The sequence below is a fragment of the Arthrobacter sp. 05L45_2 genome, from assembly GCF_056397525.1.
In genome coordinates, this window is sequence record NZ_JBFTNO010000024.1 from 1 (window position 1) to 11625 (window position 11625).

General features: G+C 68.4%; 10 protein-coding genes and 1 pseudogene. 10 read left to right on the plus strand and 1 reads right to left on the minus strand.

Features of this window, described 5'->3' with window-relative positions:
• From AC1DHD_RS03510 to AC1DHD_RS03555, 10 genes and pseudogenes are all read left to right on the plus strand, one after another.
• Positions 1-1880: Ig-like domain-containing protein (locus AC1DHD_RS03510; protein ID WP_476878362.1), on the plus strand; the 1880-nt coding region annotated here is incomplete at its 5' end.
• Between the two features lie 112 nt (positions 1881-1992).
• On the plus strand, positions 1993-3696 hold the full coding sequence (locus AC1DHD_RS03515) for a multicopper oxidase family protein (RefSeq protein ID WP_476878363.1): 1704 nt from the start codon (positions 1993-1995) through the stop codon (positions 3694-3696).
• A gap of 1 nt (position 3697) precedes the next feature.
• A complete protein-coding gene (locus AC1DHD_RS03520) occupies positions 3698-4582 on the plus strand; it encodes a hypothetical protein (RefSeq protein WP_476878364.1) in 885 nt (294 codons plus the stop codon).
• Positions 4583-4739: 157 nt separating this feature from the next.
• Positions 4740-5772 (plus strand): annotated as a pseudogene (locus AC1DHD_RS03525) (MBL fold metallo-hydrolase RNA specificity domain-containing protein).
• A gap of 2 nt (positions 5773-5774) precedes the next feature.
• Entirely contained in the window at positions 5775-7085 is a 1311-nt protein-coding gene (locus tag AC1DHD_RS03530; protein ID WP_476878383.1) for an erythromycin esterase family protein, read from the plus strand.
• Positions 7086-7308: 223 nt separating this feature from the next.
• Positions 7309-8178, plus strand: coding sequence for a universal stress protein (locus tag AC1DHD_RS03535; RefSeq protein WP_476878365.1), 870 nt, complete (start codon positions 7309-7311; stop codon positions 8176-8178).
• A 79-nt stretch (positions 8179-8257) separates the two neighbouring features.
• The gene (locus AC1DHD_RS03540) at positions 8258-8941 is read left to right on the plus strand and encodes a hypothetical protein (RefSeq protein WP_476878366.1); all 684 of its coding nucleotides are present in this window, start codon (positions 8258-8260) and stop codon (positions 8939-8941) included.
• Positions 8942-9103: 162 nt separating this feature from the next.
• Entirely contained in the window at positions 9104-10315 is a 1212-nt protein-coding gene (locus tag AC1DHD_RS03545) for an inorganic phosphate transporter (protein WP_476878367.1), read from the plus strand.
• Positions 10312-10533, plus strand: a complete 222-nt coding sequence (locus AC1DHD_RS03550) for a hypothetical protein (protein ID WP_476878368.1) — start codon at positions 10312-10314, stop codon at positions 10531-10533. The genes AC1DHD_RS03545 and AC1DHD_RS03550 overlap by 4 nt, the downstream gene beginning before the upstream one ends.
• Before the next feature lie 48 nt (positions 10534-10581).
• Positions 10582-11130, plus strand: coding sequence for a dihydrofolate reductase family protein (locus AC1DHD_RS03555; protein ID WP_476878369.1), 549 nt, complete (start codon positions 10582-10584; stop codon positions 11128-11130).
• Positions 11131-11152: 22 nt separating this feature from the next.
• Here the strand turns inward: AC1DHD_RS03555 and AC1DHD_RS03560 are convergent, their stop codons facing one another.
• Complete coding sequence (locus AC1DHD_RS03560) at positions 11153-11617, minus strand: hotdog fold thioesterase (protein ID WP_476878370.1); 465 nt, start codon at positions 11615-11617, stop codon at positions 11153-11155.
• Positions 11618-11625: the final 8 nt, after the last annotated feature.

The following is an 11625-nucleotide window of genomic DNA, read 5'->3' on the forward strand; positions in this document are numbered from 1 at the left end:
ACGTGATCCGGGGTGACGACGTAGTGCCCAGCACCGTAGGCGGTGCCGGCTTCAGCGGCTGCGACGTCCTCGACCAGACCGGCATCGACCGGATCGCCGGYCTCGGCGCCCTCCTCCCCGCCCCGAGCACGCCGCTCGGACCGGTGGCGGCGCTGTCCCCGATGGGCGTCTGCCCCCTGACCGGTCCGGTCTGGGGTGACGGCAACATCCTTATCGGCGGCCTTGGCAGCGACAAGATCGAAGGACGCGGCGGCAACGACGTGATCGACGGTGACCGGTACCTGAAGATCCGGATCAGCGTCCGGGACAACGCGGGCACCGAAATCGGTTCGGCCGACATGATGGAGCGCCCGTACCAGCCGGGTAACCCGCAGACCCTGGCGGCTGCGGTCGCGGCCGGCACCATCGATCCGGGCAACCTCGTGGCTGTTAGGGAAATCATCACCCCGACCGCTGCAGAGACCGCAGGCAACCGCGACGTCGCGATCTTCTCCGATGTGCGGGCCAACTACACGGTCCTGACCACCGGCGGCGACGGCACCCTCGGCTCGCCCGGGTCCGTTACCACGGTGACGCACAACGGCGCAGGCATCGACGGAACGGATACGCTCCGCAACATCGAGTTCCTGCAGTTCTCCGACACCGTCGCACTGAGCGCACCGGGGATCGGCACCGCCACGGCTGGCGATGCCCGGGCCACGGTCAACTGGACGGCACCGGCCACCGGCCTGGCGGACAGCTTCTCGGTCAAGGTCCTGGACGTCACGACGGACCCCGCAGGGGTGCAGGTGGGAGCGCTCCGCAGCGCTGCCGCAGGTGCCGGGAGCCTCGTTGTCACCGGCCTGACCAACGGATCCTCCTACCGGTTCCAGGTCCAGGCGTCCAACGCCCTCGGGGACAGCCTGTTCTCCGCGGCGTCCAACACTGTGACGCCGGCGCTACCGCCGGCCGCCACGGCGCCGGGGGCTCCGACGATCGGTACCGCAACGGCCGGCAACGCCTCGGCGACGCTGACCTGGACCGCGCCGGCCAACAACGGCGGAGCGGCGATCACCGGGTACTCGGTCAGGGCCTTCGCCGGAACCGTCCTGGCCCGCACCCAGGCCGTGACCGGCAACGTCGGCTCGGCGGTCATCACCGGACTCACCAACGGGACGGCGTACACGTTCGACGTGGCCGCCATCAACACCGCGGGAACCGGTGCCACCTCGGCCAGGTCGGCAGCGGCCACGCCGGTAGCCCCTGACACGGCCGCCCCCACGGTCACGTCACGGACGCCGGCGGCGAATACCCGCGCGGTGAGCACCACGGCGAACCTGACGGCGACGTTCAGCGAACCGGTCACGGGGTTAACGGGCAGCAACTTCGTGTTGCGGCGCGGGACCGCGGGAGTCAACGCCGTGGTGACGTACAACGCCGCCACCCGGACCGCGACGCTCAACCCGAACGCCACGCTGCTGAACGACCAGGTCTACACGGTGACCCTCTCGGGGGTCAGGGACGCGGCCGGCAACGTGATGGCCACCAGCACCTGGTCGTTCACAACCGGCCCGGCCCCGCAGATCACCTCGACGACTCCGGGCTCCGGAGCCACCGGCGTGGGACGGAACCGGAACGTGACGGCGACCTTCAGTGAAGCCATCACAGGGTTCTCCACGGCCACGGTCCGGATCACCCGGGTGTCCAACGGCGCGGTGGTCCAGTCGACAGTCGGGGTCAGCTCGGGCAGCCGGGTCTTGACGCTCAACCCGACCACCTCACTGGCRGCACGGACGCAGTACCGGGTCACCATCACCGGGGGAACAACAGCGGTCCGGGATCTCGCCGGCAACCCGCTGACCACCCGCACGTGGACGTTCACGACCGGCACCGGGCTCTAGGGCCAGGACGATGAGACTGCCGGCTGGCGGGTTCCCAGCGACCCGCCAGCCGGCGCCTCCGGACTCCATTTCCACCTTGTTTTTAGGCTCGATTCCCCACCTTGGAGGGGCCATGACCACACGACGCGAAGTACTGAAGCTGGGCGCGATCAGCGCGCTCGGCCTGGCCGGCATGAAAGGCGGAAGCGACGACGCACCGCCACCCACCACTACCACCACCCTGCCGCCGGTTGCCAGCCTGCTGGCCCCGCAGAACATGCCCGTCCCGTATGCCGGCGTATTCCGTAGGCCGCCGGAGCTGCTGCCGTTCGACACAGGATTCGACGACGGCGACCCGGCCCGTCCCTTTGCCCGCTACGCCCTCACCCAGAAGCTTGGCCAGGCCAGTTTCGTTCCCGGGCTGTCCACCACCGTGGCCGGCTATAACGGGATCTTCCCCGGCCCCACGATCCGGGCGCTGCAGGGGACCAGGATCGAGGTGAGGATGCGCAACGGCCTTCCCGCCACCGGCCTGCTGACCCCGGACGGTTTCAACACCGTCACCCACCTGCACGGCTCCGCGTCGCTGCCCCAGTACGACGGCTACGCCAACGATTTCACCCAGCCCGGCAACGTCAAGAACTACCACTACCCCAACTTCCAGACGGCGCGGACGCTCTGGTACCACGACCACAAACACCACATCACGGCGCAAAATGTCTACTCCGGCCTCGCCGGTTTCTACCCCCTGAGCGACCAGTACGAACGGGCCCAGCTGCCGCAGGGCGAATTCGACGTGCCGCTGATGATTTCGGATGCGATGTTCAACGCCGACGGCTCCCTGGCCTACAACGACAACRGACACAAGGGGCTGTGGGGGGACATCATTATGGTCAACGGCGTCCCTTGGCCCACCATGCAGGTCAAGCCGCGGATTTACCGCTTCCGGGTCCTGATCGCCTCGATCTCCCGCTCGTACCGCCCCACCCTCTCTACCGGGGAACCTGTCTACCTCGTGGCGACCGACGCCGGTATGGTGCCAAAGGTCCAGGCGCTCAAGTCCTGGCGGCAGGGTACGGCCGAACGCTACGAAGTCCTTATTGACTTCCGCCGCTACAGGCCGGGGCAAACCGTCGACCTTTTAAACCTCGGCAATAAAAACAACATCGACTTCGCTAACACGGGCAAGATCATGCGGTTCAAGGTGGTCGCGGACTCCGGGTCCGGGACCGGGTCCATTCCGGCGATCCCCACGACGCTGGAGGACGGCGGCTCGCCGAACGCATCCCGGGGAGGAATCGCCACCATGACGCTCACGCCGGAGATGGCCGTGGCCAAGCGTGAGCTCAAGGTGCTGCGGGCCAACGGCCAGTGGACCATCAACGGGGTGACCTGGGCGGACGTCGAGAAATCCGGGTTCTCCAAACTGTTCGGCAATCCCAAACCCTTCGACGTGGAGCAATGGACCATCACCAACGCCTCCGGCGGCTGGTTCCACCCGGTGCATATCCACCTGATCGATGCCAAGGTCATTGGCCGGAACACCAACGGCGGCAAGCCCTTCGCCTGGGAAACCGGCCCCAAGGACGTCTTCTACGCAGGCGAGAACGAGTCCGTCACCGCCCTCATGCAGTTCGACACAGGAGCCTCGCAGGGAGGGCGCTACATGGTCCACTGCCACAACCTGGTGCATGAGGACCACGACATGATGGTGCAGTTCTCGGTGGGTGACTACCGGACCAACGATCCCATCAGCACCGACCCGCCAGTGCTGGACACCACACCCCTGGACGCGTTCCCGCCGGTCTACCGGCCCGGCCTCCCGCCGGGGACCTGAGATGGGCCGCCTCGCACAGGCCTCGGCAACCGCCCTCCTGGTCCTGGCACTGAGCGCCTGCACAGGGGGAGGCCAGGAACCGGCCGGGGGCAGCACCGCCCCCGCCGGGGCCGCTGCCACCGCCGAACCGAGCCTGACCGCGGCCGCTGCGCCCGCCGCGGACCTGGAAGCCGGAACCGACGTCGGAAACGGACGGCCGGCGAGCTCCCACGACGGCCTGATGGTGCAGCGCCGGATCGTCGTCGCCATCCATCCGTCCCCGAACGCCGACGTTGCGGCGCTCCGGAAGCGGCTCTACCAGACGGCGTCGGCGGGCGGGATGGCACTGTCCAGCATCTCCCCGACAGTCCTTGACGCCGCGGTCCTGGACCACCTGGTTCCCGAACTCATCGCCGCGCTCCCGGCCGGACGCAGCAAGGACGACGGCGAGCGGCTGGCCGAGCGTGCCTTTGGCAAGGAGGRCTCCTTCGCGGGAGTCGAACATGTCCACGTCGGGTCGGTCCTGGTGCATGACCTGGCGTTCAGGATCGCGACGGCCAACCCGAAGGCGCTCGCGGCCGCCATCGCCACCGAAGGCATCCTCGCGGACGCGCTCGGCAATTATCAGGAGTCCTTCGGGGCCCGGGACCTCACCATCGGCTACACCGGCCCGCTGCTCAGCGACGCACTGGTGGAGTCCGTCCGGGCCGGGATGGCGCGCGGCGCCGGTGTCCGCCCGGCCGCCGTGCAGCTCCGGGCCCGCTCCGCGGCGGGCACCGGTGTGGACCTGTCCAAGGAGCCGGCACCCGCGCCAGCGGAGGCCGGGGAGGACGACTCCGGCCACCACGACGCGGGAACGGACGATTCCGGCCACCACACCGGCGGCGACGACGGTTCCGACCATTAGGCGGGGATAGGCATTGAACGGCAGGCCCGGCGGGATTCGTTCCACCGGGCCTGCCGCCTGCCAGCCTTCCGCCGGGCCTGCGGCTGTGACTTTCGGCCCTTGGGGAGGGCCCGGGGAGGGCGGATGGTGGGCTTAAGGATTCGGGAACGGAAGCACCATGAGACACGAGCAGCCGACCCTCCGGTTTTTTGGTGCCACGGACACCGTCACCGGATCACGCTATCTCCTCGAAGCCGGCGGCCGCCGGGTCCTCGTGGACTGCGGATTGTTCCAGGGGTACAAACGCAGCCGCGAGCGCAACCGCACCCCGTTTCCCGTCCCGCCCGGCTCCATCGACGCCGTCGTCCTTACCCATGCGCACCTGGACCACACCGGATACGTCCCGGCGCTGGTCCGCGACGGGTTCGCGGGTCCGGTCTACGCCACGGACGGGACCACCGAACTGTGCAAGCYGATCCTGCCGGACAGCGGCTACCTGCAGGAGGAAGAGGCACGGTACGCGACCCACCGCGGCTCCTCCCGGCACAGCCCCGCCCTGCCGCTCTACACCGCCGCGGACGCCGTCAAGTCGTTGAACAGCTTCAAGATCCGGGAGTTCGACAGCCCGGTGGACCTGGGCGGCGGCATGGAACTGACCTTCGTGCCCGCCGGACACATCCTGGGGGCCGCGCAGGTCCCCGGAGGAACACCGGCTGGCGCGGGACGAATACGCGAACATGTACAGCCTCGCCAARCTCACCCGCAGCRTGGACGASTCSAAGCTGCTGAACCTGCGCGGCGGSCCRATGATCATYATTTCCGCCAGCGGCATGCTCACCGGCGGCAGGATCCTGCACCACCTGGCCGCCTACGGCCCCGACCCGAAGAACGCCATCATCCTGAGCGGCTACCAGGCGGGCGGCACCCGCGGCGYCGCCCTGGCCGCCGGCCAACGCGACATCCGGGTCTACGGCGAGGACATTACTGTCCGCGCCGAAGTCATCCAGATGGAAAACCTCTCGGCCCACGCCGACGCCGATGGACTCATCGAGTGGATGAAGGCCGCCCCGCAGGCGCCCCGGATGACCTATATCACCCACGGCGAGCCCGATTCCTCGGACGCCCTGCGGGCCCGGATCAAACACGAACTGGGCTGGCGGAGCCGGGTGCCCGAACACCTGGAGCGGATCGAGATCGGGAACCCGCGGTGACCATGGACAGCGCCACCAGGTCAGCTGTATTGGGCGAGATCCATGCACTCGCGCGGCCGCTCCGCAGTGACCGGGACCTTGACGGGCTGGTCCGGCGGGCGGCGGACTGCCGTTTTACCGCCCTCGGGGAAGCCTCGCACGGGACCCACGAGTTCTATTCCTGGCGCGCCACGCTCAGTCGCCGGCTGATCGAGGAACAGCAGTACACCTGGATAGGCGTTGAAGGCGACTGGCCCGACTGCTGGCGGATCAACCAATGGGTCCGCGGCCACAGCGGACAGGACCAGGGCGTGCACGCGCTGCTCTCCGGATTCCAGCGCTGGCCCACCTGGATGTGGGCGAACGAGGAAGTGGCCGGCTTCCTGGATTGGCTGCGCAGCTGGAACGCCCGCAGGCCGCCTGAGGCCCGGGTGGGATTCTACGGCCTTGACGTCTACTCGCTCTGGGACTCCCTGCGCGAGATCATCGCGTGGCTCCAGGGAAACCAGCCCGACGCCGTGCCGGCGGCCATGCGGGCCTGGCAGTGTTTCCTGCCGCACCATGAGGACCCGCACGAGTACGCGTGGAGTACACGGCTGGTCCCGAATTCCTGCGAGGCCGACGTCGTCGCCCTGCTCAGCGAGGTCAGGAACCGCGCGTTCAGCCCGGGGGAGCACGACGAAGGAACCTTCGACGCCGTCCAGAACGCGGAAGTGGCGGCCAACGCCGAGCACTACTACCGGATCATGGTCCGCGGGGACCGGCAGTCCTGGAACGTCCGGGACCACCACATGGCAGACACCATCGACCGCCTGAGCCGGCACCTGGGTCCGGACTCCAAAGGCCTCATCTGGGAGCACAACACCCATGTGGGGGACGCCCGTGCCACCGACATGGCGCAGGACGGCCTGGTCAACGTGGGCCAACTCCTGCGCGAACGCCATGCCGTGGACGGTGTGCTCCTGGTGGGTTTCGCCGCCCACCGGGGCACCGTGATCGCGGCCGACTCCTGGGGAACCACGGAACGGATCATGGCCGTCCCTGCCGCCCGTCCCGGCAGCCACGAGGACTTACTGCACGAGGCCCTCGGCGTCCCGGCGGTATTGGACTTCGGCGCGGACCGGAGCGGTCCGTGGCTCTCGCGCTGGCTGGGTCACCGGGCGATCGGCGTGGTCTACCGGCCGGACCGGGAACAGGGGAACTATGTCCCCACCCGGATGGGGGAGCGGTACGACGCCCTCGTCTGGCTGGAGGGCTCTGCCGCGCTGCGCCCCGTGCACCACGAGGGACCTCCGCGGGAGCCGGAATTCGAGACGGAGCCGACAGGTTTCTAGGCCCTCCGGGCCGTCGCGTGGCGGGGCTTAAGGCCCTAACTTGGCTCCCGGGGGCGGGGCACACTGAATTGTCGGCAGGGACCCCGGCGCCGTTGCCGCCTGACGGCCGCCGCCGGGATCAGTCCCTTCCGCGGTTCCAGCAGTGGTCACAGAATGGTGCGCTGCAGGGACCACCGTGGAGGTCACGCACACGTTCACGCACAGGAAACGAGCAGGATTCAGCATGAGTAAACCAATCGTCGTCGGGATCAACGGTTCAGCGGGCAGCGAAGCCGCGCTGGCCTGGGCGCTGGACCGCGCTGCCCGGCAAAAGCTGCCGGTGGTCTGCGTCCACGCCGTGGACGACCGGTGGATGTCACCGGATTTCCAGTACCACGAGCTCATTCGTGAATCGGGCCTGGAACTCCTGGAAAAAGCGAAGACGGCCGCGAAGAGCAAGGCGCCCGACATCGACGTCGACGTCCAACTGCGGCACGGAAGCCCCGGCTCGGCGCTGCGGGAGGCGTCCCAGGAAGCCACCATGGTGGTGGTCGGCGTCCACGACAAACACTGGATGGACGGCGGCCCCCTGACGGACCGCGCCCTGCAGATCGTCACCGCATCCGATGGTCCCGTCGCGGTTGTACCGCGCGAGCCCGCAGCGGGGGCACGCGGCGTCGTGGTTGGGGTGGACGGGTCCGAAGAGTCGCTCCAGGCCGTGGCCTTCGCCGCCGCCGAAGCCGACCGCGGCGGTGACGAGCTGACCGTGGTCATGGCCTTCCGGAGCCCGGCCCGCTGGGTGGAACGCCAACTGCCCGAGAGCGGACTCGCCGAGTCGATCGTCGAGGAGGACCGGATTGTCCTGGCCGAATCGGTGGCCGGACTCGGCGACAAATACCCCGATCTCGTCATCCACCAGCGGCTGGAAACGGACACCGAACCGGCCAAAGCGCTGGTGGATCTCGCCCGGGAAGCCCGGCTCCTGGTGGTGGGCAGCCGGGGGCGGGGCGGCTTCTCGCGCCTTGTCCTCGGGTCCACGGCCCACGCAGTCTTGCTCAACGTGCCGTGCCCCACCGTGGTCACGCGCGTCCACAAGGTCAAGCACACGGACTAGGCGCCCCGGCGCCGCTGGGCGGAGAGCCCCCTCCCGCAGGGGGCTTTCCGCTGCCCGGGCCCGGTGGGAGGATGATTCCGTGGATCCATTTTTCAACTTCATCGGCCATAACTGGTGGCTCGTGTTCCCCATGAGCGCGCTGCTGGGCAGCTGGGCTCGGTCCTGGAGCAAAGCGGCCGAACGCCGGCACCGCCGCAAGGTGGAGCTCTACCGGCTCAAGAACCACGAGGCCGAGGTGGAGAAGGCCGGCGTCGGCGAGGTGCAGGCCCTGRTCGATGCCCATGACGACGTCAACCGGCGCTGGCTGGACTACGAACTGGACATCGGCAAGCTCATTGACTTCCCCGTGATGACCGATGTCCGGGAACCGCTGACCGTGGCGTTCCTGCGGGCCAAACGCGAAGCCGACGGGTTGCGGCCCGCCACCCCGGCGCAGATCAGCACGGCCGCCCGGCTCTCGGAGTACCGGGCCGCCGTTCGCGGCTTCGAACTGGCCTTTGACGTTGCCGAACGCGAGGCCCGGCGGATCAAGGACAGCAATTTCACCGGCCCGGAACGCGAACGGCTCGCCACCGCCCGGAAGCTGCTGAGGATCGCATCCGACGCCGCAGCCACACCGGCCGAGCGGCAGACGGCATACAAACGGGCGCGCCGGGAACTCGACGGCCTGATCGTCCTGCCCGAAGCGACGCTGGCGGCGCTGGAGGAGAAAATCGCCGGCATGCTCGATACCGGACCGGCACCGCGGCCGGCGCACGGCTAGGCGTTTTGCCCTGCACTGATTGGCACGTACGATCTATAGGGTTTCAGGAGAGCTTTGGTGAACCGCACACGTCATGCCGCCAACCAGCGGATGAACATGAGAAAACAAGGCCGCCACGGGGAATGAAACTGCTGACCGTCGACTCTGCAGATTGGGCAACAGGTGGAAATCACCATAATGGTGGCGCTGGTTATAGCGCTGGCTCTGTTCTTTGACTTCACCAATGGATTTCACGACACCGCCAACGCGATGGCCACGCCCATCGCCACGGGTGCCATCAAGCCCCGGACCGCCGTCGCCCTCGCCGCGGTGCTGAACCTCGTCGGCGCGTTTCTCTCCACCGAAGTGGCCAAGACGGTCTCCGGCGGCATCATCCGGGAAGGGTCCGACGGCGTCCAGATCACCCCGGACATCATCTTCGCCGGGCTGATGGGCGCGATCCTGTGGAACATGATCACCTGGCTCAAGGGCCTGCCCTCCAGTTCCTCGCACGCACTCTTTGGCGGCCTGATCGGTGCGGCGATCGCCGGCATCGGCCTGAATTCCGTCAACTTCACCTCGGTGCTGCAGAAGGTCCTCCTGCCGGCCGTCTTCGCCCCGGTCATCGCAGCCCTCGTGGCGTATGTGTGCACCAGGCTCGCCTACGCACTGACCTCCCGGCACGACCCGGAGACCGGCAGCAAGCTCACCCAGAAGCGCGGCGGGTTCCGCACCGGGCAGATCTTCACCTCCAGCCTGGTCGCCCTGGCCCACGGCACCAATGACGCGCAGAAGACCATGGGCATCATCACCCTGGTCCTGATCTCGGCCGGCAGCCAGGCCCCGGGCTCCGGCCCGCAGTTCTGGGTCATCGCGGCCTGTGCCCTCGCCATCGCGATCGGCACCTACTCCGGCGGCTGGCGGATCATCCGCACCATGGGCTCCGGCCTCACCGACGTCAAGCCCGCCCAGGGCTTCGCCGCGGAAACCAGCACCGCCGCCGCGATCCTCGCCTCCTCCCACCTCGGCTTCGCGCTCTCCACCACCCACGTGGCGTCCGGCTCGGTCATCGGCTCGGGTATGGGCCGCCGCGGCACCACCGTTCGCTGGGGCACCGCCGGCAAAATCGTCGTCGGCTGGCTCTTTACCCTCCCGGCCGCCGGGATCGTCGGTGCCCTCACCGCGCTCCTGGTGCACACCGGACCGGTCGGATTCGTGATCGCCGCAATCGCCGGCACGGGCGCCGTCGTCTACATGTTCGTCGCCTCCCGGAAGTCCCACGTCGGCCACCACAACGCCGTCGAGGTCGAAGAAGCCGGCCAGGCCATCCGGTTCGCGAAGAAGAAGGCGGCTGCGGTCAGCCGCACCAACAACTCCAAGGGTGGCCGTAAATGAAATGGCTTGAACTCGTGATGGTCGCCGGGGCAACCCTCGTCGCCGCCGTGACCGTCGTCGTCCTGTACGCCCTCGGCGTGCGGCTCACCGCGATCGCCGGGGACGTGCGGAATACCCAGCCCGCCTGGATCCGGCCGCTGTCCTACATCTGCTTCGGCCTGTGCGGCGTGGCCGTGCTCTTCGGGCTGTACCTGATCATTCCGTACTTCAGCAAGTAGCCTGACGGCCCACTGGGCTTAGCGGCCGGGACTGGCTACGCTGGGCCCATGCCGCTGTTCCAGTACTTCGTCGCCACATCCGTGGACGGCTTCATCGCCACCACGGATGACAACCTCGACTGGCTCCTGCAGTTCGACGGATTCGGCGGCGGCCAGGACAGTTACGACGCCTTTATGGCCGACGTCGGGTGCATCGTTATGGGCGGCGGGACCTATAGCTGGCTCTTGGAGCACGAACCGGACCACTGGCCCTACCCGGGCGTACCCTGCTGGGTTTTCACCCACCACGAACTGCCCGCCCCGAAAGGCGCCAACATCACCTTCGTCCGCGGACCGGTGGGCGAGTTCGCCGAGGACCTGACGGACGCCGCGGCCGGACAGAACGTCTGGGTGGTCGGCGGGGGAGTCCTGGCCGCCCAGTTCGCCGCCGCCGGGCTCCTCCAGGAACTGATCATCTCCGTTATTCCCGTGATCCTGGGCGCCGGGAAACCGCTGCTCCCGCTGGCCCGGCCGACGGCGCCGCTTGAGTTGACTGCCTCGCGGGCCATGGGCCGCGGCATCGTCGAGCTCCGCTACCGCCTCCCGGCCGGTACCTGAGCAGGCCTTACGAGCGGAGGAGTTAGGCGTCGATGTCGCGGAGCAGGTTCGTGATCCGTGCCGTGGAGAGCCTGCGGCCCTGCTCATCGGTCATCACGATTTCGTGCGTCGTCAGGGTCCGGCCGAGGTGGATGGCCGTGCACGTTCCCGTGACGGTCCCGGACGCGATGGACCGGTGATGGGTCGCGCCGACCTCTATCCCCAGTGCCTGCCGCCCCGGCCCCGCGTGCATCGCCGCCGCGAAGGATCCCAGGGTTTCGGCCAGCACCACATGCGCGCCGCCGTGCAGGATCCCCGCAACCTGGGTGTTGCCCTCCACCGGCATGGTGGCGACCGTCCGCTCCGGGCCCAGTTCCAGGAAGTGGATCCCCATCTTTACCACCAGGGCGCCCACGCCCATCCGGCCCAGCCAGCCATGCAGTTCCGCGGGAACACCGGCCGCCTCGAGTTCGGCGGCGAACGGGGCGGGCGTGAAATTGTCGATCATGGCAACTA